The organism is Sphingomonas sp. 37zxx (assembly GCF_000786205.1).
Taxonomy (GTDB): domain Bacteria; phylum Pseudomonadota; class Alphaproteobacteria; order Sphingomonadales; family Sphingomonadaceae; genus Sphingomonas.
Window position 1 is genome coordinate 1 of the sequence record NZ_JROH01000018.1, and the last position, 26,207, is coordinate 26,207.

Genomic DNA, 26,207 nt, shown 5'->3' on the forward strand with positions numbered 1-26,207 from the left:
TAGCAAATGTCAGAATCGGACCACTAGCGCGGATAACGGCTCGCAAGCAGCCAGGCACCCACTGTTACAGCCCCAAACCACGCCAACATTGCACTGATTTGACCCGACAAAGCGAGCACTACAGCCGGGAGTATGACGACTAGCCATCCAACACGTTTGCTTGGAGGTATGCGCAATGCCCTATTGATAGCAAAAACACGCCTGCGCTTTGGATCGATGGCGATTAGATAAACGAGACCTGAAATACTGATCCCAAAGGTTATTGCGAATGCGAACAAGGTCGTCATTCCGCCGCCTCAAGTTCGGCATCGGTCTCCGTGTTTAGCTCGCCCATCAAATATGACCGAGTGCCGATTACTAGTTGCACGAGAAAAAGGCCTCCAGCGGTTAGCATTGCCAGATCGATCACCAAAGGGATGGCAACGCCGGTGCCGAGCAAGCCAGCCCAGCCCACTCCACCAAGACCTATTCGCAGTAGTGGCAGGCTGGCGAGCCCGAGCCCGAGTAGTAATTTGAGTGCCATGTCAAGACCAGCTCGGTTGCACCACAACTGAACTGCGCCGACGATCATTGCGATCACGAGGCCAGACACAAAGCCCCGAGCGGTTGCGCTCACAGTGTCGCCCAAAGGATACGTCAACAAGAACCCTGCCGCTGAGCCCACGAGTGCAACGGGAACTCCGTATGCGACCAAAGAAATAACATCACGAAGCCAACGCCAAGTGCTGGAGCCGGAGCGGCGCTCGACCCAAAGGCGCAGACCCGTCAGGCTAACATAGCACGTGGCTAGACCCAGTGCGATCCAGATAGCTTTAGATAGAAGTCCAGCAAAATGGCCGAAGTGCAACGGTCCCATCCAAGCAAATACGGCACTTCCGAGAGACGGGCGTGTACCGATATCCGGCTTCTCTTTAACGAAAGCGCCGGTGGACAGGTCATAGATCAGGTTGGTAGGTTTAATTGAGGAGCCAATAGGCCCATGAGTCACTTGAGCTACCGCGTCCGATTTCCCCCAATGTGCGACATTGATGAAATCAGGATCAGTGCCGAAGCGGGCGCGCGAATCGGCCAAAATCGTATCTAGGCTCGCCATGGGGGCTGCGGCAGAGCTAGTGGGAGGCGGTGCGCCCACGAGTGTCTCGATCATCTTTACCTGATCGCCGCCGAATGCGACCATCGCTACGATAGGCAAGCCAATCGCTCCGGCAAAACTGAAAAACGTCCCGGTAAAGGCGAGCAGAAAGCCGAATGGCAGGGTCCAGCTCCCGGCGAGTATATGACGGTCGCGATGATTGAGCAGGCGACTTGAACGGCGCGGCGCGACAAACAAATCCTTTATCAGGTGCCGGTGCAAAATCAGACCAGAAACCACAGCAAACAACATCACAAACCCAGCGATGCCAGTGAGGTATAGGCCGATCGGATTGGGCGCATGCAAGCTGATATGCAGGGTGGAGATGAAGTCTTCGAGCGCGCCTTGCCGGTCACCCGGCATTTCCGTCCCGTAACCTTCGTCGCGCTGCAGCACTCGCAACGTCCCGGGCTCCAGCAAGAACCGTACCCCCAAATCATCAGGTTCACCTGCCGCATTAGTTCCGTGCGTATGGAAGAACACCGCCATGGAGCCGGCTGCGTTGGGATAGATTGCAAGATCCTCACGGAACTTTGGATCAACTTCAGCGGCGAGGGCCTTGACGCGGGAATCGAGTGGTTGGCTGAATGCAGCGTCGTTGGTGCGACTGACTGACCAGCTACCGATTTCATGCGCCAACACCGCCACGGTTCCTGTAATCACCACCACATATAGAAAGAGGCCGAGGATAACGCCGGACCATCCGTGCACTGAGAGCAAGCGTTTGGATGTCGCCTTATCAACCATGCTCATCGCGTGCCTCCTCTTCAGAAATTAAGATAGATCAGGCTGATATTGATTGCGATAGCGGCCATAATGACGATCAGTGCTCGAACCACTTTGGCGTCAATGAGCGAATAGAACACATAGAGCCCCCAAAACGCCGGGAACAATAGGATCGCGAACACCAGATTATCGATCCCAGCAGCGCCTTTGGGCCACCACAGCGGGGTTGCAGCCATTGTCACGGTGGCTGCGATCAGGGTCAGCGGGCCTGCCATGATCCAGCGCATGATCAATGCCGTGCGCGGCGACACCACTATGCGACCTTCTGGGAACATCGGATTAAAACCCTGCTGTCACGTTCAACCCAAATGTACGTGGGCGACGAACATTGCGTACACCAAAGCTGAAGGAACGCTGGCTATCAACAACCCGGTCGAACAGATTGTTTACGTAGCCCTCGATCGTGATACCTCTGATGCGATAGCGCGCATTGACATTTGCCAGCACGAAGCTGCCAAGCCTATCTTCGGGCAAATTATCGAATGCCGAGAACCGGGCAGCTGAATATTCGACATTTCCGCCCAGCGTCAACTCGTCCAATACTTCAATATTGCCATAGACATTCGCAGTCATGCCGGGAGCCTGGGCAAAGTCATTTCCATTGAATGTATCATTGGCGGCACTGCCAAAGTCGGTGATCTCGGTCTCAAGCAAACCGATGGCAGCGCCGATCCGGCCCGTGTCAGCCAGTGCGTAACTGACATCAAATTCAAGACCGGCCGATTGAGAACGCGCGAGATTGAGAATGATCGAATCGTTAGGGCCGGCGGGGCCGGTCGCAAAGTTCTGCTGATCTTCCAACTCACTGTAGAATGCGTTGGCGTTGATGATCAGCCGCCCATCCAGCCAGGAAGTGCGGGCAGCAAATTCAATTGTGTCCGAGATTTCGCGATCGAAGCTGTAGGGTGTGCGGGTCACAAAGCTCACACCGCCGCCGCCTGCCGTGTAGCCGCGATAACCGGTCAGGCTGAGTGATGCGTCGTCCGAAACATGCAGTGTCATCCCAAGTTTGGGCAGAAACAGCCTGTCGGTGCGGTCGAAGTCAAAGCCAAAGAATCCGCCAAATCCCGAGAAAACACGGGTCTGACTGTCTTCGATATAGCGTCCCCCGACCAACAGATCAAAACTGCGCGAAAGCTCGATGGTGGCATCGGCAAAGACCGAAATGCTGCGCACCTCATCGTCTGCTGCAAGCACAAAGGAAGAGCCGGGAGCGCCCAGATCGGTCCGCTGGCGATCCAGCAGATAGGCCCCTGCAAGAAAGCGGGTGCGGGTTTGCTGATCGCGGTAGATGAGCTTGGGCTCGAAGGCCCATTGCTCAACGTCGAACGTGAAGTCGAGATACTGCGCTGGATCCGGTGATCCGACCGATGGCGGCGTGAATTCGGAAATCGACGTCTGCCGCGAAACCACTGCCTCGACCGACCATTTGGGGCTGAATTCATGGTTCAAAGTCAGCGAAAGAACGGAGTTTTCATTCTCGACGAAGGTGATTGGGCCATTGAGGGAGAATGACGCATTGGACAGGGAAACCTGATCATTGGGATAGGCGCGGCGGCTGCGTTCAAGGTTGGCCGCAAAGAGCAGTGACGTTTGTTCCGTCGGCGCAAACAGAACCTTGGCGCGGTAGTTTGAGAACCGTTCGTCCGACAATTGCTCACGGTCTTCAGCAGTCAGGCCAGTTCCTCCACTGGTGGAGAAGTCGACAAAGCTGCTGCCGCGCACATCCTGGCCGGTTACGCGCACAGCCAGATTGTCACTGAGCGCAAGATTGACCATCGCAGCGCCGTTCAGGGTTGTCCCTCCGCTGCGAATGCCGGCCTGAATTGCAGCCTCGTTAGTAAACTTCGGGTCATTGGTGACCTGCACCAGCGCCCCTGCCAGCGAGTTCTGGCCAAAGGTGGTCGACTGAGAGCCGCGCAGGATTTCGATCTGGCTGATGTCCCAGAGTCCGCCGAAACCATCAGGCACAGCGCTGTAGGTCCGCGCCACGCCATCAATATAAGACGTGAACCGTGGGTTCGAGCCTGTCACCGCGCCCCCGCCGCCTTGCGCCGTTCCGTTGCCGTCAAGACCTCGGACTGTGGGCAAGATACCATCGCGCACGATGGTCACGTTTGGAACGCGGGTGAAGGCATCAAAGGTTTGGAGAAATCCGGTGGTATCATCAGCGCGGAGTACGGTCACGCTCTGGGCGGTGTCCTGCAGCGAATCGCCACGCTTTGTCCCTGTGACAATTATCTCTCCGGCGGGGGTCTCCGAGCTTTCACTTTCAGTTTGCGCGAATGCGCTTGAAGGCAAGGAAAGCGCTATCACGCAGGCGGCAATGCCCCCGAACCGGATATGCCTCCGAATGCACGGCGTAAATGTCATTGAGATTGTTGCCCCTGCTACCGCGGACACGGATCCGCAGCTCAGGCAGCTCTCTAAATGACAATCATTCGCACTGCAACTCATTCGCATTAGTGAAATTGCAAATTATGCTGTAACCTTGGGCTTGACCGACTGATCCCGCTGCCGGTTTGATCGAGTGCCCCGCAATCGCGCGGGTCGCGGGCCGTGAGGGGTTGCGCGCCGCGGCAACCGCCCCGACCCCACGCTGGGTCACCACCGAGGGAGCACCGGCGTATCGCGCGAGCAGCTATGAGCCGCTGCCGGCTTCCAAAAACACCCGATCTCGATGCCGGCCCAATCGCTGGTAGCGCGGTCAGGCTGATGGCGCCGTCTGCTCGGTATTCATCATCGCGATGATCCGTTCGCGCAGCCAGGATAGCCCCCGGTCGGCGGCGCGGGCGCTGTGAAACTGCATCATCTCGCGCATGATCGGCAACGCGAAGGGGGGCTGGCGTATCACGAGCGACAGTTGCGGCGCGAGTTCGCGGGCCAGCCGTTCGTGCATCAGCGCCAGGCGGGTGGTGCCAGGCAGCATCCAGGGCACCTGCGTGAAGGCCGCGCAGATCACCTCGATCCGGCGCTGTTCGGGCATCCCGCGCAAAAAGTTATCGATGAAGGTGCCATCGCGCGAGACGCTGACAACGACGTGCCCGCTATTGTAAAAGGTTTCGGCATCCAGCGGCTTTTGCAGCGCGGGATTGGTGGCGCATCCGACGACGACATGCCGCTCCTCCAACACCAGTTCGCGCGGATGGTAGGGGTCGAGAAACTGCTCGGGCGAAATGATCAGGTCGATCTCGCCATCGTCCAACTGTTCCAGATTGTCCGATCGCGGCAAGGTGATCTCGACCTGGATACCCGGCGCTTCGCGTTGCAGCGACCGCAGCAGCGGGCTGATCAGCACCAACGTGATATAGTCCGACGCGACGATGCGGAAACAGCGCCGCGATTGCGATGGGTCAAACCGCATGCCGCTGGCCAGGATACCGCGCAGGTTCAGCACCGCCGCCGAAACCTGGGGCGCCAGCGACAGCGCACCCGGCGTTGGCAACATCCGCTTGCCGTGCTGCACCAATATGTCGTCGGCAAAGGCTTCGCGCAGGCGCTTGAGCGCGGCGCTCATCGCCGATTGAGTCAGGTGCAACCGCTCCGCCGCCCGCGTCACGCTCCGTTCCTCGAGCAGCATGTCGAAGGCAACGAGCAAGTTCAAATCAAACTGATCCAGCCGCATTCCATCAATTCCATTTGTGGTTTTGCATCAAAACAAATCGTTATGCCTATGGTCGAGGAATTGTCACTCTCCATAACACAGAGCGCTCGGAGAAGCGGTTTATGGGGAGGAAAGCATGAAACGAGCGTTATTGGCGGGGGCCACCGCAATCTTGGCTTTGGGCGGACAGACTGCCCATGCCCAGGAGGCATCCACAGCCCCGCAAGAAGATTCATCGCAGGCGGGCGAGCAGGCGGAGGCCGAAACGGGCCTTGCCGACATCATCGTGACGGCACAGCGCCGATCGGAATCGCTGCAGCGCGCGGCGGTCGCGGTATCGGCGGTAACCGGCGACGATCTGGCCCGGTCGGGCATCACCGAAACCGCCAATCTCGGCAAGCTGGTGCCATCGCTGGTGGTGCAGCCAACCGGCGGGACCACCAGCTTTTTCCTGCGCGGCGTCGGTACCAATTCGCAGAACAGCTTTTCGGAAAACGCCGTCGCGTATAATTTCAACGGTGTCTATGTCGGCCGGCCGACCGCGCCGGCGGGGGCGTTCTACGACCTTCAGCGCGTCGAAGTGGTCAAGGGGCCGCAGGGCACTTTATATGGCCGCAACGCCACCGGCGGCGCGATCAACGTCCTGCCGAAAGCCCCGATCCTGGGCGAATTCAGCGGCGAGGGGCTGTTCGAATATGGCAATTACGACAGCAAGAAGGGTTTCCTGGCGCTGAACGTGCCGATCGGCAACGTCGTTGCGCTGCGGGTCGCCGCGCAGGTCGTCGATCGCGATGGCTATATCTCCGACGGCTATGACGACGACAAGGGCGAGGCGGTGCGTGCATCGCTGTTGATCGAGCCATCGGCGATGTGGTCGGCCACGCTGGTCGCCGATTATTATCGCCAGCATGGCAAGGGTGCCGGCGCGGTGCTGCTGCCCAACGCCAGTTTCGCGGTTCCGCCGCTGGAGGATCGCGTCAGCGTTTCCGACCCGCGCGCGCGCGCTGCGATCAGCAGTTATGCCGCCACCTTGTTCGCCCCGCCCTTCTGCGGCGGCCTTGGCGGCTTCATCACCAGCGGCTGCGTGGCGCAGGCCGGGACCGACGGGTTCCTCGACAATGAATTCTTCGGCGTCAGCGCCACCGTGGTCGGCGATACGGGATTCGGCACGCTGACAGTCATCCCGGCGTGGCGTCGTTCGGACGTGAAGTTCCGCACCTATCTGCCGGGCTTTGCCGGCGACTTTTCCGACCTTGCCGAACAGTCGTCGATCGAAGTGCGGCTGGCATCGAACGAGGGGCAGCGGCTGCGATATGTCATCGGTGGTTTCTATTTCGGCGAAAACCAGGCGACCGAAAACTTCTTCCGCCAGGGCACTATTTCGACGACGCGATTCACGCCGCGGCTCAACACCGAAAGCGTCGCCGCGTTCGGCCAGTTGACGTTCGACGTGACGAGCGCGCTGCGGCTGGTCGCCGGCGGACGCTATACTGGCGAGGACAAGCGGCAATTCACCTCGACCGCGTCGGGCGGCCTGCCGCGCCCGGTGGAGCCGCCGCTGAGCGCGCCGTTCACCGGCAATCTGAGCTTCGAGAAGTTCACCTGGAAGGCCGGGGTCGAGCTCGATGCCGGGCCGGCGTCGCTGGTCTATGCCAATGTCGCGACCGGGTTCAAATCGGGCGGCTTCTTCGTCGCACAGCCGCCCAACAACACCTTCGACCCCGAAACGCTGACCGCGTACACCGTCGGCGCGAAGAACCGGTTCTTCGGCAACAAATTGCAGCTGAATGTCGAGGCATTTTATTGGGACTATCGCGACCAGCAGATCACCCATATCGGCGGCGTCCCCACCGGCAACGGGCTGTTCGGCCAGGGATCGGTCACCGTCAACGCGGGCAAGTCGCGCATCTATGGTGCCGAGTTCGAGGCGCGGTTCGCCCCCAGCCGCAGCGATCTGTTCAATCTCAACGTCCAATATCTGAACGGCAAATATGACAGCCTGCAAACGTCGAATTTTTCGCCGACGGGCGCGCCGGTAACCACCGGGTGCCGGACGCTGGGCAGCCGGGCCGCCAACCCCGGCGTCAATGCCGCGCGCTTCTTCGACATCGACTGTTCGGGCAAGCCGACGGTCAATTCGCCGAACTGGGCGCTCAACCTTGGCTATGAGCGGACGTTCGAACTGACCGGCGACCTGTCGCTGATCGCCGGCGCGCGCGGTAATATCGAAAGCAGCCGCTTCCTTGACGCCAATTACCGCGAGGACCAGAAGCAGGATGGCTTCGCGATGGCGGATGCGTTCCTGACGCTGGAGAGCCGTGGCGGGTGGAACCTGACCGGGTTCATCAACAACATCACCGACGAGGAAGTGCTGGCCCGCGCCGGCACGCGCCCGATCCTCGACTTCCCCGTCGGCACGCTACGTCCGCCGCGCACCTATGGCGTTCGCGTCGGGTTTAACTTCTGATGGCGAGGTGGCGGGCCGGGCGCATGCCGGCCTGCCGCCGCATGCACTTTGTGAAAGTCCAATAGATGCGTCCACAATCCATCCTCATCATCGGCGGCGGCATTGGTGGTTTGACCGCCGCTATTGGCCTTTGTTCGCGCGGATTCGCCGTCACCGTCATCGAACGCGATCCCGAATGGTCGGTCTATGGCGTCGGCATCATCCAGCAGTCGAACGTCATCCGCGCGATGGCGCAACTGGGGCTGATCGACGAATATGTCTCGACCGGCGTCGGCTTTGACGCGGTCGAAATCTATGCGCCCAATGGCATGCGGGTGGCGCGCGTGCCGACCCCGCGCCTGGTCGACGGCTATCCGGCCAATATGGGCATCGGCCGCCGCGCGCTGCATAAATTGCTGGGCGATCGCACCATCGGCGCGGGTGCCGAGGTGGTGCTGGGCGTCACCGCGACGCAGATCGTCGATGATGGCGACGGCGTCGATGTGACGCTGTCGAACGGACGGCGCGAGCGGTTCGACCTGGTGATCGGCGCAGACGGGGTCTATTCGCAAGTGCGCGAGCTGATCTTTCCCGAAGCACCGCGTCCGGCATATACCGGCCAGGCGGTGTGGCGCTACAATCTGCCACGGCCCGCCGACCTCGATGCGCTGCATGCGTATAACGGCCCGACCGGCGTCGGGCTGGTGCCGATCTCGCCCGAGCTGATGTACATCTATGTCACCACCCCCGAACCCGACAATCCGCGCTATCCGCGCGAGGGGCTGGCCGCGAAGATGCGCGAAAAGATGGCGGGTTGCGCGCCGCTGATCCGCGAGCTTTCGGAGCAGGTCACCGACGATGACGGCGTGGTCTATCGCCCGCTCGAGGCGCTGCTGATCGAGGGGCCGTGGCATCGCGGGCGGGTGGCGCTGCTCGGCGACGCGGTCCACGCGACCACCCCGCATCTGGGGCAGGGCGCCGGGATGGCGATCGAGGATAGTCTGGTGCTTGCCGACGAACTCGACCGGCACGACGACGTCGAGGCCGCGCTGACCGCCTATCGCGACCGCCGGTTCGACCGCTGCGCCTATATTGTGCACTCGAGCATCGCGATCTGCATGGGCCAGATCGGCAAGGGGCCGCCGGTCGACAATGCCAAGGCGACGCACGAGATGTTCGACATGGTGGCCAAGCCGATATGACCGGCCAGCGCTCCGCCGCCTGCACGCCCGGGCTGGCATCCACCCGGCACGGTGTCGTGCTGATGCTGACCGCCGTAATGCCGACGATGGCGATCATCGCGCTGGTGCCGGTCCTGCCGCTGCTGCTGCGCGAATTCGCCGCAGTGCCCGGCTCGGCGGTGCTGGTGCCGATGGCGCTGACCGTGCCGGCGCTGTGCGTTGCGCTGTTTTCGCCGCTGGCGGGCTGGATGTCCGACCGGGTCGGGCGCAAGCGGCTGCTGATCGGCGCGCTGATCGGCTATGCCGGGTTCGGCCTGCTGCCGCTGTTGCTGCAGGACCTGTATGCTATCCTGGGCGTGCGCATCCTGCTGGGGGTGACCGAGGCGATCATCATGACCGTCGCGACCGCGCTGGTCGGCGATTATTTCGAGGGCGAAAGACGCGAGAAATGGGTGGCGATCCAGATCGCGACCGCCAGTGTCAGCGCGATCGTGCTGATCGCCGCCGGGGGGGCGCTGGGCGAGGCGCTGGGATCGCGCGGGCCGTTCTGGCTGTACCTGCTCGCGCTGCCGGTCGCGCTCGCCGCCGCCCTCATCCTGTTCGAACCTTCGCGCATCGAGGCCAGGTCGGCGGCTGCGCTCGCCGCGCCGGTGACGCGCGGGATTGCCGGGCTGGTCGCGATCACGTTCGGCGTCGGGCTGTCGTTCTACACGATCATCGTCCAGCTCGGTCCGGTGATCGAGGCGACCGGCGTGACTTCGCCCGCGCTGATCGGGCTTGCCGGAGCGGCGGCGAACCTTGGCGTGATGCTGGGGTCGATGACGTTCGGGCGGTTGAAGGCATGGCCCGGCCAGCGGCTGCTGGGCCTGGGACTGCCGCTGGTGGCGATCGGCTATGTCGGGGTCGCGCTGTCGACCAGCTTTTACGTGACCGCCGCGGCTGCGGTCGTCATCTGTATCGGCAATGGTATCATGCTGCCGACGATGCTCGCCTGGGTCTTGCGCCGCCTGCCGCCCGAGACGCGCGGTCGCGGGACGGGGGTGTGGACCGGCGCATTCTTCCTGGCGCAATTCGTCGCCCCGATCACCGCCGCCGCGCTGGCCGGGCTGCTCGGCGGGTTGAGCGGCACCTTCATCTTCTTCGCCGCCGCTGCGGCCCTGGCCGCCGGGGTCGCCTTGCTGCGCCCGGCGCGCGCCACCCCCTATCCCCAAGGAGTTCGTTCATGACCAAGCCAGTCCGCCGCGTAGTCACCGGCCATAACGCCGCCGGCCTGGCGATCATCCAGGACGATGGCGCGGCACCGCGCGTGCAGCAGGTGGGCGGCCCGTCGGGTCCGATGTTCCACGAAATCTGGAACACCCAGGCCACGCCGGTGTCGATCGACGCGGCATCGGGCGAGCCGCATGAGGACGGCATCAAGCTTGCCCCGCCCAAGGGCGGCACGCGAATCCGCGTGCTCGACATCCCGCCCGAAAGCGATGAGATCCGCACCATGTCTCCCGAAGAGGCACGGCTGCATTTCGCCGAGATCGGCGCGGGCGATGCGTCGGCGCACACCGGCAGCGGCACGCGCCACGCGCTGATGCACCGTACCGAAACGATCGATTATGGCATTGTGCTGGAGGGCGAGTTGGTGCTGATCATGGACGAGGGCGAGACGACCGTTCGCGCCGGCGACATCGTGATCCAGCGCGGCACCAATCATGGCTGGTCGAACCGCTCCGACCGCAATTGCCGGATCGCCTTCATCCTGATCGACGGCGCGTTCGAGCCCGAACTCCAGCGCTGATGCGGGTCGCGATCACCGGCGCGGCGGGCTTTGTCGGTCGCGCGGTGGCGGCGCGGCTGGCGACCCAGCATCCCGAGGTTGCACTGTTGCTGGTCGATCGCGCGTTCGACCGGGCAGGAGTGGCACCGACGCTGACCGGCGACCTGACCGACGCGGGATTCCTGCGCGCGATCTGTGACCGAAGCGACGTCGTCATTCATCTGGCGGCGCTGCCCGGTGGCGCGGCGGAGCAGGATGCCGCGGCATCGCGCGCGATCAACCTAGACGTGCCGCTGGCGCTGATCGACGGGATGGCGGGGCGGCGGCTGGTGATCGCTGGCTCGATCGCGGTGTTCGGCCACGCCCTGGCCGAGCCGGTCGACGACATGACGCCGGTTCGTCCGGCGAGCGTCTATGGCACGCACAAGGCGATGGTCGAGCTTGCCTTTGCCGATGCAGTTCGGCGCGCGGCGGTTGCGGGAATGGTGCTGCGGCTGCCGGGCATCGTCGCTCGCCCGGCGGCTGGGAACGGCTTTGGCTCGGCGTTCCTGAGCGACGTATTCCATGCCGCGCGCCAGGGGCGGCGCTACACCCTGCCGGCCGCCGCCGACGCGACCAGCTGGCTGATGTCGGCGCGCACCTGCGCCGCGAACCTCGTCGCTGCGGCGCTTGGCCCCGATAGCGCACAGGCGGCGGTGACGCTGCCGGCTTTGCGGGTGCGGATCGGCGACCTCATCGCCGAACTCGCGCGGCATGGCGATGTGGGCGGCATCGATCATGCCGAGGACGCCGCCACCCGCCGGATGTTCGGCAGCTATCCGCCGCTCGCCACGCCGCGCGCCGACGCGCTGGGGTTTGCGCATGACGGCACGCTGGCGCAACTGGTCGAGACCGCCCTTGCCGACATCTGACCCGCTCGCGGGGTTTCGGCTCGACGGTCGGACCGCGCTCGTCACCGGGCCGGTGCACGGGATCGGCCTGGCGATCGCCCGATTGTTCGCCGGGGCTGGCGCGCGGCTGGTGCTGGCGGATCGCGACGCCGCCGAATGCGACGCGCTCGCCGCCTCGCTCGGCGCGATCTCGCTGCCGACCGACGTGGCCGATGCAGCCGCCCTGGCGCGGCTGGCCGATGCGGCGGAGGAGCGAAGCGGGGGGATCGACATCCTGGTCTGTAACGCGGGTATCGCGGGGCCGGTCGCAGCGATGCACGCGGTGAGCGAAGCCGAGCGCGAGCAACTATACGCGATCAACCTGCTCCACCCGATCCGGCTGACCGCAGCGATCGCCCCGCGCATGGCGGCGCGCGGGCGGGGCAGCATCGTGCTGTTGTCGAGCATCGCCGGGCTGCGCGGCAATGCGCGGCTGGGGCATTATGGTATCACCAAGGCGGGGATCGCGCAGTTGGCGCGCAACCTTAGCGTCGAATGGGGACCATCGGGGGTCCGCGCGAACGCCATCGCGCCGGGGCTGATCGCCACCGACTGGGCCGAGGCGATCCTGTCGAGCCCCGAGCGTGCCGACCGGCGGCTGGGGCTGACCCCGCTGCGCCGTGCCGGCACCCCGCAAGAGGTCGCCGCCACCGCGCTATACCTTGCCAGCGATGCCGGCGGGTTCACGACGGGGCAGACGATCGTCGTCGATGGCGGGACGACGGTGTCGGACGGGAATTAACCCGCCACGACCCGCTGATCGATCACCCCGAACGGCGAATCCCCTTCGCCTGCGCGCATCGTGACTCGGGCACCGAACGACAGGAACGGGGTTTTCGGCGTGCCGCCGGCGATCATCTCGATCGCGCGGCGTTCGGACAGGCAGGTCGATCCGACCGTGTCGTGCTCGGGATTGGACACCGTCCCCGACCCGATGATCGTGCCCGCGGGCAGCGAGCGTGACCGGGCGGCGTGTGCGATCAGATCGTGGAAGCCATATTCCATCGCCGCGCCATTGGGATGGCCGAACCAGGTGCCGTCGACCTCGACCGTCAGCGGCAGGCAGACACGGCCATTGCGCCATGCCCCGCCCAGCGTTTCGGGCGTCACCGCAAACGGTGCGGCGCTGCATGCGGGCTTGGCCTGGACCCAGCCGAACCCGGTCTTCATCTCGACCGGCGCGATCGCGCGAAGCGACCAGTCGTTGATCAGCACGATCAGGCGGATATGCGCCAGCGCCTGATCCGCCGGGCAGCCCATCGGCACGTCGCCGGTGATGATGCCGAACTCGCCCTCGAAATCGATCCCGTCGGCTTCGCTCGGCATCGGCACATCGTCGGTGGGGGAGATGAACTGGTGGCTCATCCCCTGGTACATCAGTGGCAGGGTGGTTTCGATCGGGGCGTGGTTGAACGCCCGCTGCATCAATGCGCCGTGATTGGGAAAGGCCGATCCGTCGAGCCACTGCCACGCGCGCGGCAGCGGCGCGGCGAAGGCGTCCGCCGCCACGCGCTCACCCGACGAAGCCGCCGCGACCGCGGCGCGCAGGGCAGGCTGCGCCGCGTCCCAATCGTCGAGCGCGGATTGTAGCGTCGGATAGCCCGTGACCGGCGCGACCCGCGTGCCATCGGCGTCGACCGCAACCAGCGTGCCGTCCCGCCCGCCACGCTTCAGCGTCGCCAGCCGCATCACGCGGTACGCCCGCCCAGCGTGTCGGCGAACCAGTCGGCGATGTAATCGCAGCCAAAGCTCATATTGTCGGCCCCGACATGCTCGACGCCGCCTTCGCGATCGGTGAACAGCTTCAGCTCGCGGCGCGGCGAATTGACCAGCTGGTCGTAGCAATCATGCGCGTAATCGACGCTGATCTGGCGATCCCTGGCACCATGCGTGACCAGGAACGGCACCTTCACGCCGTCCATATGGCCGTTCAGGTTCATGTCGTTCGCCTTGGCCAGGAAATCGTCCATGTCGGTGGCACCGAACGCCCACATCACATGCGCCCAATAATGCGGCACCGGATTTTCGCCTTCGCGTTTCAGCCGCTTTTGCTGCACCTCGGCCCAATTGTGGTTGGCACCCCAGCAGGCACCGCTGGCGAAGCGGGGTTCATAGGCGACCGCGCGCGGCGCGAAATGGCCGCCGAGCGAGATACCCGTCATGCCGATCCGCGTGCGATCGACATCGGGCTGAGTCTCCAGCCAGTCGATCGCCTTGCCCGCCCAGCTTTCGCTGTGGGGATCGACGGGCAGGTGCTGCAGCCGCAGCGCCTCGCCGCTGCCGGGCTGGTCGACGCTGAGGGTCGATACGCCGCGCCGTGCCAGCGCCTCGGGCAGGCGCGACCAGTAGAGCAGCTCCTTGCAGCTATCGAGGCCGTTGCAATAGACGACCACCGGGTGCTGCCCCGGACCCTTTGCCCGCGTGAAAAGGGCGGGCATCGTGCCGGTTGCGAGCGGGATTTCGACCCGCTCGCGGTTGATCGCGCCAAGACCGGTCGAACGGTCGAACGCGGCGCGCGCCTTGGCATAGGTTTCGTGGCGACCGGGATGGCCATGCCCCTGCATCCGTTCGGCGATGAACAGATAGAGGGCCGCCCGTTCGAGCTTGTCCGACGCGGAAAAGCTGCGGCCGGCTGAGTCATCCTCGTTCGCCAGGTCGATCAGGCGATCGGCCATCGCCACCCATTGCGCCATGAACTGCGGCGTGCCGGCATCGGCACCGTTCGCGGCGGCATCGCGGATCGGCTGGCACATATCGACGATCTCGCCGATCTTTCCGCCGCTTTCGAGCGCGATCGCGACCGACAGGTTCCAGATGTAATTGGGGAAATATTCGAACAACGCCATGATTTATGCCTCCACCGGCGTGAACAGGCCGGCATCGGCCTGTGGATGCGGCATCGTCTGCGGGCCGCCGACGCCGATGCCCCATTGGTCCATCACGGTGGGGCCGGGCACATGGACCTTGTCGACATGGCTTTCGAAATCGACATGTTCGAGTTCGGAAGTGTATTCGACCGCGAAGCCGTTGGGCGTGGTGAAATAGCTGAACGTATTGTCGCCGGCGGTGTGGCGACCCGGACCCCACAGGATGTTGGTCCCCATCTTCCGCAGGCGGCTGATCCCGCGCATCATGTCGTCGAGCGTCAGCATGTCATAGGCGACGTGGTTGAGACACGCCGGCCCCGGCAACAGCGCCAGCCGATGGTGTGCCGAATTGCACCGCAGGAAGCACATGAAGTCGCCCAGCCAGTCGCTGACGCGCAGGCCCAGCACATCGACGAAGAACTGTACCATCGCCTTGTGGTCGGGCGAATGCAGCACGATGTGGCTGATCTTTTGCGGCACCGCGTCCCAGCGCACCATTTGGCGCGCAGTGCCGGGGGCGACATCGCTCGAAATCTCGAACGGCAGCCCGTCTTTCGAGAAGAAGCGGAAGCCATAGCCGCCGCCCGGCGTCGCCAGGTCGCGCGGCGCGAAAATGATCGTGCAGCCCGCCGCCACAACCTTGTCGTGCAGCGCCTCGACGTCGCTGCGGCTGTCGGTGGCGAGGGCGATGACGTCGATGCGCTTTTGCTCGGCCTGGCGGAGGCGAACGACGTGATGTTCGGCATGCCCCTCGGCGGCGAAATAGAGCATGCCGTCCTGGTCGGCGACTTGCTTGAGCCCCCAAACGTCGCGGTAGAATGTCTGTTCGGCTTCGAGATCGGCGACGGCATAGCCGACATAGCGGATTTCGGTGACGCGGCTCATGGCGGTCCTGCTCCCTGAATGAATGCCGGCTGTGCACCGACCCTATGGGGCTGCGTCTAGAGCCTGTGCGCGGCGTTGAAAAAGTGATTGATTGGATGTATATCGATCCATCATGTGAATGGAGCCGCGCGTGCGTTTCAAAGGCCTCGACCTGAACCTGCTGGTCGCGTTCGAGGCGATCATGGAAAGCCGCAGCGTGTCGCGCGCGGCCGAGCGGGTGAACCTTAGCCAGCCGGCGATGAGCAATGCGCTGGCGCGGTTGCGCAGCTTTTTCGGCGACGAATTGCTGATCGCGCATAACAAGCGGATGTATCCGACGCCGTTCGCTGAAACGCTGTTGCCGCAAGTGCAGGCGGCGCTGGCGACGATGGAGGGCGTGGTCGCGACGTCGCGCCATTTCGATCCCGCCACGTCGAGCCGCACGTTCCGCGTGATGGCATCCGATTACATCGCCACCGCGGTGCTGTTCCCGATCATCACCCGCCTGGCCGAAGTCGCGCCGGGGGTGCGGATCGAATTGTTGCTGCCCAGCCAGCGGCGGATCGAATTGCTCGACAGTGGCGGCATCGACCTGCTCATCACGCTCGAGCCCTATGCCACGCAGGCGTTGCCTTCGGACATTCTGCTGGAAGATGAGTATCGGCTGGTCGGGCGGATCGGGCACCCGGCATTGGCGGCGGGTGCGTCGCGCGAGGTGATGCTGGCGCACGATCATGTGCTGGTCGCGATCGGCGAGGAGCGGTTGCCGAGCTTCGGCGACGCCTATCTCGACCGGATCGGCATCCAAAGACGGGTGGCGATGACGGTGCCGAGCTTTGCGATGCTGCCCTGGCTGTTGCAGGAAACCAACTGGCTGACGCTGATGCAGGGGCGGCTGTTCACGCTGATGGCGCGCAGTTTCGCCATCGCCGCCGCGCCGCCGCCGGTCGCGATCCCGAAACTGGTCGAGATGGCGCAATATCATGTCACCCGCGCCAACGATCCCGGCCTGCGCTGGCTGATCGACACCATCCGGACGCGGGCTAGCGACCCGACCTGACCTCGTCAGCGTGCCCCGCGCAACGCTTCACTGCCGCGTGGGGGTTCGGGTGGCGCGATCGATGCCTCTGGCACCAGGTCTGCGCCGCCCAGGGTGCGGTATAGCGTCACCAGATTGTCGGCGCGTACCAGCCGGGTGAGGGCGAGCGAGCGGCGCGCGGTGTATAGCGTGCGCTGCGCGTCGAGCGTGGTGAGGAAGCCGTCTATCCCCTCGCGATAGCGGGCGTCGGACAGGCGGAAGGTGTCGGCGGCTGCTTCCTGCAACGCCAGTTGCGCGGCATATTGTTCAGCCACCACGCCGCGCCGCGCCAGCGCGTCGGACACTTCGCGAAACGCGGTCTGGATCGCCAGGCGATATTGCGCGATCGCGATGTCGCGCTGCGCCTGCGTCGTTTCGAGATTGCCCCGGTTGAAGCCGCCATCGAACAGCGGCACGTTCAGATCGGCACCGCCATTATAGGTAAAGGCGCGATTGGTGAACAGCGACCCAAGCGCGTTGCTGGCAAAGCCGGTTACGCCGGTCAGGCTGATCGCCGGGAAAAACTGGGCGCGGGCGACGCCGATCCGGGCATTGGCCGCGCGCAGCACATATTCGGCGCGCACCACATCGGGGCGGGCCAGCAATATGCGCGAATCGACGTCCACCGGCAGTTCGGCGAGCAGGCTGTCGGCGGTTTCGATCGATTGCGGCAGCTCGGCGTCGGTCACCGGTGCGCCGACCAGCAATTGCAGCGCGTTGCGATCCTGCGCCACCACTGCGGTCAGATCGGCGCGATCGGCGCGCGCCTGTTGCAGAATGGTTTCGGCCTGACGCAAATCGGTGCGCGCGATGATGCCGCCTTGCAGCCGCGCGCGCGTGAGGTCGACCGAGCGCTGGGCGCTGACCAATGTTTCCTCGGCGATGGCGAGCAGGCTGCGATCGGTGGCGAGCGTATAATAGGCGCTGGCGGTTTCGGCGACCAAGGTCAGCCGCGCCGCGCGCACGCCCGCTTCGGTCGCGAGATATTCGTTGAGTGCGGCATTGGCGGTCGATCGGACCCGCCCGAACAGGTCGATCTCGAACGCGGTCAGGCCAACCTGCGCGTTGTAGATTTCGGTAATGCTGCCGCCGCCGCCAAAGCCCTGCGCCGCGCCCCGGTTTCGCGCCAGCGACGCTCCGCCCGATCCGTCGAGCGAAGGCAACAGATTGACGCGACCGATGCGCAACTGGCCGCGTGCCGAGCGGACATTGGCCAGCGCCACCTGCAAATTCTGGTTGTTCGCCAGCGCGCGGCCGATGATCGTCTGCAATCGGGGATCGCGGAAGATGTCGGTGTAGCGCACCGGCTGCGCGCCGCTTGGCGGCAGCGCGGGATAGGGGCCGCCCACCGGGAATTGACCCGGCACGGTGGGGCTTGGCCGTTCGTAGCGTGGCTCTAGGCTGCATCCGGCGACCGGCAACAGCATCGCAGCCAGGATCAGGCGGGTTTTCATGCGGTCACCGGCCCCCGACCGTCGTCGCCTTCGGGCGTTTTCAGGGTTTCGGCCTTGTGCTTTTCGCTGACGCTTTCGGGATGGCCATGCACTTTGCCGCCGAACAGCTTTCGCACCATGACGTAGAATAGCGGCACGAAGAAGATCGCGAGCACGGTCGCCGCGATCATGCCGCCGATCACCGCGGTACCGATCGCGACTCGGCTGGCGGCACCCGCCCCGGTCGAGATCGCCAGCGGCACCACGCCGAAGATGAAGGCGAAGCTGGTCATCAGGATCGGGCGAAGGCGAAGCTTGGCGGCTTGCAGCGATGCTTCGACGGGCGATGCCCCCTCGCGTTCGGCCTGTTCGGCGAATTCGACGATCAGGATCGCGTTCTTGGCCGACAGCCCCATGGTGGTGAGCAGGCCGACCTGGAAATACACGTCATTTTCCAGCCCGCGCAGCCACACCGCCAGCGCCGCCCCCAGTAGCCCCAGCGGAATGACCAGCATCACCGAAAACGGCACCGACCAGCTTTCGTACAGCGCCGCCAGGCACAGAAACACGACCAGCAGCGACAGCCCGTACAACAGCGGCGCCTGGCCGCCCGAAATCCGTTCCTGATACGACAGGCCCGACCATTCGACCGAGACGCCGGGCAGCTCGGCGGCAAACTCCATCATCCGCTCCATCGCCGCGCCCGAGCTTTCGCCGGGAGCGGGCTCGCCCTGGATCTGGTAGCTTGGCTGGCCCTGGAAGCGACCGAGCGTGGTGGGCGCGGTCGACCAGCGGGTTTCGGCGAAGGACGAGAAGGGGGCCATCTGGTTATTGGCCCCGCGAACGAACCAGTTGGTGAGATCCTCGGGCCGCGCGCGATAGGGGGCGTCGCCCTGCACGAATACGCGCTTCACCCGCCCGCGATCGACGAAATCATTGACATAGACGCCGCCCCAGGCCGCCGACAGCGTCGCATCGACTTGGCCGGGGTTCAGCCCCAGCGCGCCGGCGCGTGCCTGGTCGATCACCACTTCCAACGTCGGGACATCGGCGAGTTCGTTCTGGCGGATTGCCGTCAGCAACGGATCATTGCGTGCCGCCGTCAGCAGCGCGTCACGGCGCGCGCGGAAGGTTTCGCGGTCCAGCCCGCCGGTGTTGAGCAATTGCATCGTGAATCCGCCCGCCTGACCCAGACCGCGCACCGGGGGCGGGTTGGTGGCAAAGAATTCGACATCACGCAGGGTGGACAAATCCTGGGTCGCGCGCCGGGTGATCGCGGCTGCGGCGTTTTCGGCGCCCTTGCGCTCGCTCCAGGGGGCAAGGCTGACGAAACCGCGCCCGACATTCTGGCCCGCGCCGCCCGGTCCCGATCCGACGATGGTATATACCACATCGACATTGGCCCCCGCCGGCCCGAGGAAATATTTCTCGATCTCCAGCGCCGCCGCCAGCGTCCGCTCGCTGGTGGCGCCGGGGGGCAGGGTATATTGGATCTGCGCGCGGCCCTGATCCTCGGTCGGCAGGAAGCTGGTGGGCAAACCGACGAACAGCAGCGCCAGCGCGACGCAAAGGCCGGCATAGACCACCAGCGCCATGATCCGGCGTCCAAGCACCCAGCGCACGCCGTTGCGATATTTGTCCGATGCCCGGTCGAAGCCGCGATTGAACTTGTCGCCCATGCGCCGCCCGAAGCGGCCAATGCGCGTCTTGGGCTGGTGGTGGTCGCTTGGGCGTTTCAGCAAGGTTGAGGTCAGCGCGGGGGTGAGGACCAGCGCCACCACCACCGACAGCAGCATCGAGGAAATGACGGTGATCGAGAACTGGCGATAAATCTCGCCGACCGACCCGCCGAAGAACGCCATCGGCGCGAACACCGCCGACAGCACCAGCCCGATTGCGATCAATGCGGTCTGAATCTCGCTCATCGACTGGATCGTCGCCTGGCGCGGGGAAAGCTCGGGGTTTTCCTCCATCACGCGCTCGACATTCTCGACCACCACGATCGCATCGTCGACCAGCAGGCCGATCGACAGGACGAGGCCGAACAGGGTGAGCGTGTTGATGGTGAAGCCAAAGATCGCCAGCACGCCAAAGGTGCCGAGCAACACCACCGGCACCGCGATGGCGGGGATCAGCGTCGCGCGCCAACTTTGCAGGAACACGAACATGACGATGACGACGAGGACGATCGCCTCGATCAGTGTCTTGACCACCTCTTCGACCGACAATTTGATGAAGGTCGTCGAGTCATTGGGATAGGCGTATTTATACCCATCGGGGAAGCTCGCCGACTGGCGTTCGACCTCTGCCTTCACCAGTTCGGCGGTTTCGAGCGCATCGGCACCGGGGGCCAGCTGCACCGCGATACCGGCACCCGGATGACCGTTCAGCCGGCTGATCGTGTTGTAATTCTCCGACCCCAGCTCGACCCGCGCGACATCCTTCAGCAGCACTTTGGACCCGTCGGTCTGGGTCTTGACGATGATCTGTTCGAATTGGTCGGGCGATGTCAGCCGCGATTTGGCGGTGACGGTGGCGTTGAGCATTTGCCCGGGCAGCGACGGCAGCGCGCCGATCTGGCCGGCGGCAACCTGGGTGTTCTGGGCCTCGATCGCTGCGATCACGTCGGCTGGAACCAGGTTGAACCCCGACAGGCTGAACGGGTTCAGCCAGATCCGCATCGCATATTGGGTGCCAAAGACGTTGACGTCGCCGACGCCCGGAACGCGGCCGATCCGGTCCTGAAGATTGGACACCAGAAAGTCCGACACGTCGATGTTGGTGGTGCGGTTCGTTTCGTCATAGACCGAGACGACCAGCAGGAAATCGGCGTTCGATTTGGTGACGGTCAGGCCCTGTTGCTGCACCTGTTGCGGCAGCCGGGGTAGTGCCTGCTGCACCTTGTTCTGCACCTGCACCTGGGCGATGTCGGGGTCGATGCCCTTTTCGAAGGTGACGGTGACGGTGACCGATCCCGCCGAACTCGATTGCGACGAGAAATAGATCAGCCCGTCAATGCCGGTCATCTGCTGTTCGATCACCTGGGTGACCGAGGATTCGAGGATTTCCGCCGATGCGCCGGGATAATTGGCGCGGATGTTCACCTCGGGCGGGGCGATGTCGGGATATTGTTCGATCGGCAGCGACAGGATGCCGCCGAGCCCGGCGAGCATGATGACGATCGAGATCACCCAGGCGAAGATCGGGCGATCGATGAAAATCCGCGAGATCATGGCGCGTTCAGTTCCCGGCCTTGGCGGCGCCTGTGCCCTGCGGACCAACCTGTGCGGGCGAACCTGCCGGCACCGGGCGTACCGGCTGGCCAGCCTGCGCTCGGCCCAGCCCTTCGACGATCACCCGGTCGCCAACCTCCACCCCGGCGGTGACCAGCCATTTGTCGCCCACCGTCTGTTCGGCGCGAACGTTGCGCCGCTCGGCCTTGTTATCGGCACCTACCACCATCACCGTCGCATTGCCGCGCGCATCGCGCGAAATGCCCGCCTGTGGCACCAGGATCGCGCGCCGCGCGGTAGCCTGGCTGAAGCGCGCGCGGACATACATGCCCGGCAGCAGCAACCCTTGCGGATTGGGGAAGCGCGCGCGCAGCGTCACCGCGCCGGTTTCGGGATCGACCATCGCCTCGGCGAATTGCAGCGTGCCGACCTGGCCATAATCGCTGCCGTCCTCGAGCCGGAGGCGGACTTCGGCGGTCGAGGGAATGGTGTTGTCGGTCGCCAGCGCGCGGCGAAGCGCGAGCAGGTCGGCGCTCGATTGCTGAATATCGACGAAGATCGGATCGAGCCGCTGAATCATCGTCAGCGCCTCGGCCTGGTTGGCGGTCACCAGCGCGCCGGTGGTGGCGATGCTGCGGCCGATCCGGCCGGTGATCGGTGCCGGCACATCGGTGAAGCGCAGGTTGATCCGGGCGGTTTCGAGCAAGGCGCGCTGTTGCTGCACCACTGCCGCTGCCTGCCGCGCGGCGGCCTGTGCGTCGGTATATTCCTGTTTCGACACCGCTTCGATCTCGGCGAGCGGGCGGAAGCGGTCGGCGCGTGCCGATTGCGCGGTCAGATTGGCCTGGGCGCTGGCAAGGTTCGCCTCGGCCTCGGCCACCGCCGCCTGATAGATGCTGGGATCGACCCGGTAGAGCGTCTGCCCCTGGCGGACGATGCTGCCTTCGGTGAACAATCGCGCCTTGATCACCCCAGAAACCTGAGGGCGAACGTCCGAAGTCTCGAACGCGGCGGCACGACCGGCGAGTTCGGTGGTCAGCGGCACCTGTTCGGCCTGCAATGTGACCACGCCGACTTCGGGCGTGCCCTTGCCCTTGGCCTTTGCGGCGGCATCGTCGGCACCGCCCCCGCAGGCGGCAAGCAGGCAAAGCACGGGAACGAGGCATGCGATTTTACGATGCAACGGCAGGTCTCGCACGAAAGGAAAGGGTGACTGCCTCGCCCCCGCCTGGCGAGGATGAAGCCGCGATAAATCAGCCAAACAACCAATTATTTTACGGTAACGTTCCGATTTCGATCCTTTGTTACGCTTTTTGCTGCGTCGCGCAATACGGCCAGCGTGTCGCTCATGCGATCGGCGGTGCCGGCTGTTGCCGCCACGGTGTCTTAGGCCGCGCCAGCTTCCGCAATCAGTTGTTTCACGGCGCTGTTCGACCAGTCCATGCTGCCGGTCATCCGCCACACTTCCTTGCCCGCCGCATCATAGAGGATCGTCGTAGGCAAATTGGCACCCAGCCCGACCGAGAAGCGAAGATCGGGGTCGGTCCAGGCCTCGATCGCCTTGAATCCGGCCTTTTCGAAATAGGGCACCACCTTGGTCGGCCCGTCGAGATCCTGGCTGATCGTCAGCACCTTCAGCGCATCGCCCTCGCGCTGCGCCAGCGCGTCGAGCGTCGGCATTTCCTTGACGCAAGGGGCACACCAGGTCGCCCACAGGTTCAGCAGCACGGGTTTCCCCGCGAACGCGGCAAGCGTGGTCTTGACCCCCTTGGCATCGGCAAAGGCGAAATCGGGCGCTGCTTCGCCCTTGTGGCTGCGATCGAGCATGCCGATCGCTTCGTCGGCACCCGCCATCGCAGGGGCGGCGGCAGGAGCGGCGGCGACGGTGTTGGCGGCAGCGGCGCTGTTTGCTTGCTCCGCTTCGCCGTCTTGCCTATCGCAGCCGCCAGCGAGCAGGCCCAGGCCAAGGAGAAGCGCGATAGTTGGACGCACGGACAGTTCCAATCAGATGTGGGGCGGGCGCTTTGCCGAAGGCCCGTCAGCGGTGATGCGTGAGATTAACGCTTCGATCCCGTTCGACAAGCGAATGTGGCGTCAGGACATCGCTGCGTCGAAAGCGCATGCCGCGATGCTGGGCGCGCAGGGCATCGTCGCCGCCGATGATGTCGCCGCGATCCTTGCCGGGCTCGATTCGGTAGCCGCCGATTATGAGCAGGACGGTCCCGCCGACGATCTGGTGCTCGAAGACATTCATATGCAGACCGAAGCGCGGCTGACCGACAAGATCGGTGCCGCCGCCGGACGGCTGCACACTGCGCGCAGCCGCAACGATCAGGTCGCGACCGATTTCCGGCTGTGGGTGCGCGATTCGATCGACGAGGTGCTGGGCGCATTGAGCGCGATGCAGGACGCATTGCTTGCCCGTGCCGAGGAACATGCCGGCGATGTGATGCCGGGCTTCACCCATTTGCAATCGGCGCAGCCGGTGACGCTTGGCCATCACCTGATGGCGTATCACGCGATGATCGCGCGCGATGCCAGCCGCTTTGCCGATGCGCGCGCGCGGATGAACCGCTGCCCCCTGGGTGCGGCGGCGCTGGCCGGGACCGGCTTCCCGATCGATCGCGACGCCACCGCCGCTGCGCTTGGCTTCGACGGCCCCACTGACAATTCGCTCGATTCGGTCAGCGACCGCGATTTCGCGATCGATTATCTGGCGAGCGCGGCGCAATGCGCGCTGCACCTCAGCCGGCTGGCCGAGGAATTCGTGCTGTGGGCGTCGCAGCCATTCGGTTTCGTCGCGCTGTCGGACCAATGGTCGACCGGCAGCTCGATCATGCCGCAAAAACGCAACCCCGATGCCGCCGAGCTGGTGCGCGGCCATTCGGGGCGGATCCTGGGCTGTCAGATGGCGCTGATGGTGACGATGAAGGGGCTGCCGCTGGCCTATTCAAAGGACATGCAGGACGACAAGCCGCCGGTGTTCGAGGCGCACGACCTGCTGGGCCTGTCGATCGCGGCGATGACCGGGATGATCGAAAGCGCGACCTTCTGCACCGATCGCATGCGCGCGGTTGCCGATGCCGGCTTTGCCACCGCCACCGATCTTGCCGACTGGCTGGTGCGCGAGGCGGGGTTGCCGTTCCGCGAGGCGCATCACGTCACCGGCCGCGCGGTGGCGCGTGCCGAGGCGCTTGGCTGCAAGCTGGAGGCGATGCCGCTGGCCGAGCTGACCGCGATCGACCAGCGGGTCGACGCGCGCGTGTTCGACGTGCTGAGCATCGACGCCTCGGTCGCCAGCCGTCGCAGTTTTGGCGGCACCGCGCCGGATCGCGTGCGCGAAGCCATTGCCGCAGGCCGGGCGTTGCGCGAGAAGCGAGCATGATCCGCTTCCTTTTGATCCCCGTCGCGCTGCTGGCATTGTCGGCATGCGGCGCGCGCGGGCGGCTTGAACCCGCGCCGGGCAAGACGCTGCCGGTTGCGCCCTATGGCGCGCAATCGCAGCCGACCGCCGAACAACTTGTGACCTCGACCTCGCAGCAACGCCCCGCGCGCAGCGACGAGCTTCTCACCACTTCTCAAGAGCGGCCGAACGATCCCTTCGCGCTGCCCCCGCGCTGAACCGATGGACCATTTCACGCATAAGCAAGGTGTGCTGCACGTCGAGGACGTCAGCGTCGAGGCGATCGCCGAAGCGGTCGGCACGCCCGTCTATATCTATTCGCGCGCCACGCTCGAGCGGCATGCCCAGGTGTTTCGCGACGCGGTTGCGCCGGCGGGGCGGACGCATGTCGCCTTTGCGGTGAAGGCCAACCCCAATCTGGCGGTGCTGAAGATATTGGCGGCGCAGGGCTATGGTGCCGATGTGGTCTCGGGCGGCGAGATGGCGCGGGCGCTGGCGGCGGGCATCGCGCCGGGCGACATCGTGTTTTCGGGCGTGGGCAAGACTCGCGACGAGCTGGTCGCCGGGCTGGATGCCGGCATCGGCCAGTTCAATCTGGAGCTGGAGGAAGAAGGCCGCGTACTCGGGGGCCTTGCCGCCGCGCGCGGGCAGCGGGCACCGGCGACATTGCGGGTCAATCCCGATGTCGATGCCGGGACTCACGCCAAGATTTCGACCGGGCGCGCCGAGAACAAGTTCGGCGTGGCGATCGACCAGGCACCGGCGATGTTCGATCGGCTGGCCAAGGAGCCGGGCCTCAACCTGCGCGGCGTTGCGGTGCATATCGGCAGCCAGCTTGCCGATCTCGCGCCGCTGGAACGGGCATTCAACCGGGTCGGGGAGTTGGTGGCCGAACTGCGCGCGGCGGGCCATGCGATCAGCCATGTCGATCTGGGCGGCGGCCTTGGCGTGCCCTATCGCCCCGGCGAGACGCTGCCCGAGCCGGCGGCGTTCGGCGCGATGGTGGCGCGTGCCACCGCCGGCTGGGACGTCACCTTGATGTTCGAGCCGGGCCGGGTGATCACCGGCAATGCCGGGGTGCTGCTGACGCGCGTCATATGGGTGAAGCCGTCGAGCGGCCATCCTTATGTCATCGTCGATGCCGCAATGAACGATCTCGCGCGCCCCGCATTATACGACGCCTATCATGATTTCGTCGCGGTGCGCCCGACCGGCGGGCGCATGACCGCCAACATCGCCGGGCCGGTGTGCGAAAGCGGCGACACCTTTGCGATGGGGCGCGACATCGAAACCGTTGCGGGCGGCGATCTGGCGGTGTTCCGCACCGCTGGTGCCTATGGCGCGACGATGGCGAGCACTTATAACAGCCGGGCGAAAGTGCCCGAAGTGCTGGTCGACGGCGCGCGCTTTGCCGTGGTTTCGGAGCGGGTGACGCCGCAGGCGATCCTGGCGGCCGAGCGGATTCCCGAGTGGCTGTGACGGG

General features: G+C 64.7%; 21 protein-coding genes. 10 read left to right on the forward strand and 11 right to left on the reverse strand.

The genetic code is table 11. The features are described 5' to 3' along the window. Positions 1 to 283: 283 nt before the first annotated feature. The 4 genes from QU44_RS09430 to QU44_RS09445 form a co-directional block, all read right to left on the reverse strand. Positions 284 to 1,885 carry a PepSY-associated TM helix domain-containing protein gene (locus QU44_RS09430; protein ID WP_033921808.1) on the reverse strand — a complete coding sequence of 534 codons (1,602 nt, stop codon included), beginning with the start codon at positions 1,883 to 1,885 and terminating at the stop codon, positions 284 to 286. 14 nt (positions 1,886 to 1,899) lie between these two features. Next, positions 1,900 to 2,145, reverse strand: coding sequence for a hypothetical protein (locus QU44_RS09435; RefSeq protein ID WP_033921882.1), 246 nt, complete (start codon positions 2,143 to 2,145; stop codon positions 1,900 to 1,902). A 52-nt stretch (positions 2,146 to 2,197) separates the two neighbouring features. Further along, positions 2,198 to 4,234 carry a TonB-dependent receptor gene (locus tag QU44_RS09440; protein ID WP_197054285.1) on the reverse strand — a complete coding sequence of 679 codons (2,037 nt, stop codon included), beginning with the start codon at positions 4,232 to 4,234 and terminating at the stop codon, positions 2,198 to 2,200. A gap of 391 nt (positions 4,235 to 4,625) precedes the next feature. Continuing rightward, a complete protein-coding gene (locus QU44_RS09445; protein ID WP_033921810.1) occupies positions 4,626 to 5,543 on the reverse strand; it encodes a LysR family transcriptional regulator in 918 nt (305 codons plus the stop codon). A 115-nt stretch (positions 5,544 to 5,658) separates the two neighbouring features. Here QU44_RS09445 and QU44_RS09450 point away from each other — a divergent pair, with 115 nt between their 5' ends. The 6 genes from QU44_RS09450 to QU44_RS09475 all read left to right on the forward strand — a co-directional run bounded on the left by QU44_RS09450 (position 5,659) and on the right by QU44_RS09475 (position 12,588). Continuing rightward, positions 5,659 to 7,989, forward strand: a complete 2,331-nt coding sequence (locus QU44_RS09450; RefSeq protein WP_033921811.1) for a TonB-dependent receptor — start codon at positions 5,659 to 5,661, stop codon at positions 7,987 to 7,989. 65 nt (positions 7,990 to 8,054) lie between these two features. After that, entirely contained in the window at positions 8,055 to 9,170 is a 1,116-nt protein-coding gene (locus tag QU44_RS09455) for an FAD-dependent oxidoreductase (protein WP_033921812.1), read from the forward strand. After that, a complete protein-coding gene (locus QU44_RS09460; RefSeq protein ID WP_052134581.1) occupies positions 9,167 to 10,375 on the forward strand; it encodes an MFS transporter in 1,209 nt (402 codons plus the stop codon). The genes QU44_RS09455 and QU44_RS09460 overlap by 4 nt, the downstream gene beginning before the upstream one ends. Continuing rightward, positions 10,372 to 10,938: a cupin domain-containing protein gene (locus QU44_RS09465; protein ID WP_033921813.1), complete on the forward strand. Its 567-nt coding sequence runs from the start codon at positions 10,372 to 10,374 to the stop codon at positions 10,936 to 10,938. Before QU44_RS09460 ends, QU44_RS09465 begins: the two co-directional genes overlap by 4 nt. Next, positions 10,938 to 11,828 (forward strand): NAD-dependent epimerase/dehydratase family protein, encoded by an 891-nt coding sequence (locus QU44_RS09470; RefSeq protein WP_033921815.1) that lies wholly within the window; start codon positions 10,938 to 10,940, stop codon positions 11,826 to 11,828. The genes QU44_RS09465 and QU44_RS09470 overlap by 1 nt, the downstream gene beginning before the upstream one ends. Then, on the forward strand, positions 11,815 to 12,588 hold the full coding sequence (locus tag QU44_RS09475) for an SDR family NAD(P)-dependent oxidoreductase (RefSeq protein ID WP_033921886.1): 774 nt from the start codon (positions 11,815 to 11,817) through the stop codon (positions 12,586 to 12,588). The genes QU44_RS09470 and QU44_RS09475 overlap by 14 nt, the downstream gene beginning before the upstream one ends. On the opposite strand, the gene QU44_RS09480 is transcribed toward QU44_RS09475, so the two are convergent. Genes QU44_RS09480 through QU44_RS09490 form a run of 3 tightly spaced genes read right to left on the reverse strand, consistent with a single transcriptional unit; the run spans position 12,585 to position 15,598 of the window. Next, on the reverse strand, positions 12,585 to 13,535 hold the full coding sequence (locus QU44_RS09480) for a fumarylacetoacetate hydrolase family protein (RefSeq protein ID WP_033921816.1): 951 nt from the start codon (positions 13,533 to 13,535) through the stop codon (positions 12,585 to 12,587). The genes QU44_RS09475 and QU44_RS09480 overlap by 4 nt on opposite strands. Further along, positions 13,535 to 14,692: an alpha/beta hydrolase family protein gene (locus tag QU44_RS09485; RefSeq protein ID WP_033921818.1), complete on the reverse strand. Its 1,158-nt coding sequence runs from the start codon at positions 14,690 to 14,692 to the stop codon at positions 13,535 to 13,537. Before QU44_RS09485 ends, QU44_RS09480 begins: the two co-directional genes overlap by 1 nt. Positions 14,693 to 14,695: 3 nt before the next feature. Then, positions 14,696 to 15,598, reverse strand: a complete 903-nt coding sequence (locus QU44_RS09490) for a VOC family protein (RefSeq protein ID WP_033921819.1) — start codon at positions 15,596 to 15,598, stop codon at positions 14,696 to 14,698. A gap of 130 nt (positions 15,599 to 15,728) precedes the next feature. Between QU44_RS09490 and QU44_RS09495 the strand changes: the two genes are divergently transcribed. Further along, entirely contained in the window at positions 15,729 to 16,637 is a 909-nt protein-coding gene (locus tag QU44_RS09495) for a LysR family transcriptional regulator (protein WP_033921888.1), read from the forward strand. A 5-nt stretch (positions 16,638 to 16,642) separates the two neighbouring features. On the opposite strand, the gene QU44_RS09500 is transcribed toward QU44_RS09495, so the two are convergent. From QU44_RS09500 to QU44_RS09515, 4 genes are all read right to left on the reverse strand, one after another. Further along, the gene (locus QU44_RS09500; protein WP_033921821.1) at positions 16,643 to 18,109 is read right to left on the reverse strand and encodes an efflux transporter outer membrane subunit; all 1,467 of its coding nucleotides are present in this window, start codon (positions 18,107 to 18,109) and stop codon (positions 16,643 to 16,645) included. Next, a complete protein-coding gene (locus tag QU44_RS09505) occupies positions 18,106 to 21,321 on the reverse strand; it encodes an efflux RND transporter permease subunit (protein ID WP_033921822.1) in 3,216 nt (1,071 codons plus the stop codon). Before QU44_RS09505 ends, QU44_RS09500 begins: the two co-directional genes overlap by 4 nt. Positions 21,322 to 21,328: 7 nt before the next feature. Then, entirely contained in the window at positions 21,329 to 22,474 is a 1,146-nt protein-coding gene (locus QU44_RS09510; RefSeq protein ID WP_443018084.1) for an efflux RND transporter periplasmic adaptor subunit, read from the reverse strand. A 233-nt stretch (positions 22,475 to 22,707) separates the two neighbouring features. Further along, the gene (locus tag QU44_RS09515) at positions 22,708 to 23,313 is read right to left on the reverse strand and encodes a TlpA family protein disulfide reductase (RefSeq protein ID WP_331377451.1); all 606 of its coding nucleotides are present in this window, start codon (positions 23,311 to 23,313) and stop codon (positions 22,708 to 22,710) included. A gap of 16 nt (positions 23,314 to 23,329) precedes the next feature. Here QU44_RS09515 and argH point away from each other — a divergent pair, with 16 nt between their 5' ends. From argH to lysA, 3 genes are read left to right on the forward strand one after another with little or no spacing between them, the layout of a single operon-like run. Next, the gene (argH, locus tag QU44_RS09520; protein WP_033921824.1) at positions 23,330 to 24,706 is read left to right on the forward strand and encodes an argininosuccinate lyase; all 1,377 of its coding nucleotides are present in this window, start codon (positions 23,330 to 23,332) and stop codon (positions 24,704 to 24,706) included. Further along, entirely contained in the window at positions 24,703 to 24,942 is a 240-nt protein-coding gene (locus QU44_RS09525) for a hypothetical protein (protein WP_033921826.1), read from the forward strand. Before argH ends, QU44_RS09525 begins: the two co-directional genes overlap by 4 nt. A 4-nt stretch (positions 24,943 to 24,946) precedes the next feature. After that, the gene (lysA, locus tag QU44_RS09530; protein ID WP_033921828.1) at positions 24,947 to 26,203 is read left to right on the forward strand and encodes a diaminopimelate decarboxylase; all 1,257 of its coding nucleotides are present in this window, start codon (positions 24,947 to 24,949) and stop codon (positions 26,201 to 26,203) included. Positions 26,204 to 26,207 lie beyond the last annotated feature (4 nt).

What these genes read in the sequence shown, in the direction of transcription:
- QU44_RS09430 (WP_033921808.1), bottom strand. Translation starts at nt 1,885, where the DNA reads ATGAGCATGGTTGATAAGGCGACATCCAAACGCTTGCTCTCAGTGCAC.
- QU44_RS09435 (WP_033921882.1), bottom strand. Translation starts at nt 2,145, where the DNA reads ATGCGCTGGATCATGGCAGGCCCGCTGACCCTGATCGCAGCCACCGTG.
- QU44_RS09445 (WP_033921810.1), bottom strand. Translation starts at nt 5,543, where the DNA reads ATGCGGCTGGATCAGTTTGATTTGAACTTGCTCGTTGCCTTCGACATG.
- QU44_RS09450 (WP_033921811.1), top strand. Translation starts at nt 5,659, where the DNA reads ATGAAACGAGCGTTATTGGCGGGGGCCACCGCAATCTTGGCTTTGGGC.
- QU44_RS09455 (WP_033921812.1), top strand. Translation starts at nt 8,055, where the DNA reads ATGCGTCCACAATCCATCCTCATCATCGGCGGCGGCATTGGTGGTTTG.
- QU44_RS09460 (WP_052134581.1), top strand. Translation starts at nt 9,167, where the DNA reads ATGACCGGCCAGCGCTCCGCCGCCTGCACGCCCGGGCTGGCATCCACC.
- QU44_RS09465 (WP_033921813.1), top strand. Translation starts at nt 10,372, where the DNA reads ATGACCAAGCCAGTCCGCCGCGTAGTCACCGGCCATAACGCCGCCGGC.
- QU44_RS09470 (WP_033921815.1), top strand. Translation starts at nt 10,938, where the DNA reads ATGCGGGTCGCGATCACCGGCGCGGCGGGCTTTGTCGGTCGCGCGGTG.
- QU44_RS09480 (WP_033921816.1), bottom strand. Translation starts at nt 13,535, where the DNA reads ATGCGGCTGGCGACGCTGAAGCGTGGCGGGCGGGACGGCACGCTGGTT.
- QU44_RS09485 (WP_033921818.1), bottom strand. Translation starts at nt 14,692, where the DNA reads ATGGCGTTGTTCGAATATTTCCCCAATTACATCTGGAACCTGTCGGTC.
- QU44_RS09490 (WP_033921819.1), bottom strand. Translation starts at nt 15,598, where the DNA reads ATGAGCCGCGTCACCGAAATCCGCTATGTCGGCTATGCCGTCGCCGAT.
- QU44_RS09500 (WP_033921821.1), bottom strand. Translation starts at nt 18,109, where the DNA reads ATGAAAACCCGCCTGATCCTGGCTGCGATGCTGTTGCCGGTCGCCGGA.
- QU44_RS09505 (WP_033921822.1), bottom strand. Translation starts at nt 21,321, where the DNA reads ATGATCTCGCGGATTTTCATCGATCGCCCGATCTTCGCCTGGGTGATC.
- argH (WP_033921824.1), top strand. Translation starts at nt 23,330, where the DNA reads ATGTGGGGCGGGCGCTTTGCCGAAGGCCCGTCAGCGGTGATGCGTGAG.
- QU44_RS09525 (WP_033921826.1), top strand. Translation starts at nt 24,703, where the DNA reads ATGATCCGCTTCCTTTTGATCCCCGTCGCGCTGCTGGCATTGTCGGCA.
- lysA (WP_033921828.1), top strand. Translation starts at nt 24,947, where the DNA reads ATGGACCATTTCACGCATAAGCAAGGTGTGCTGCACGTCGAGGACGTC.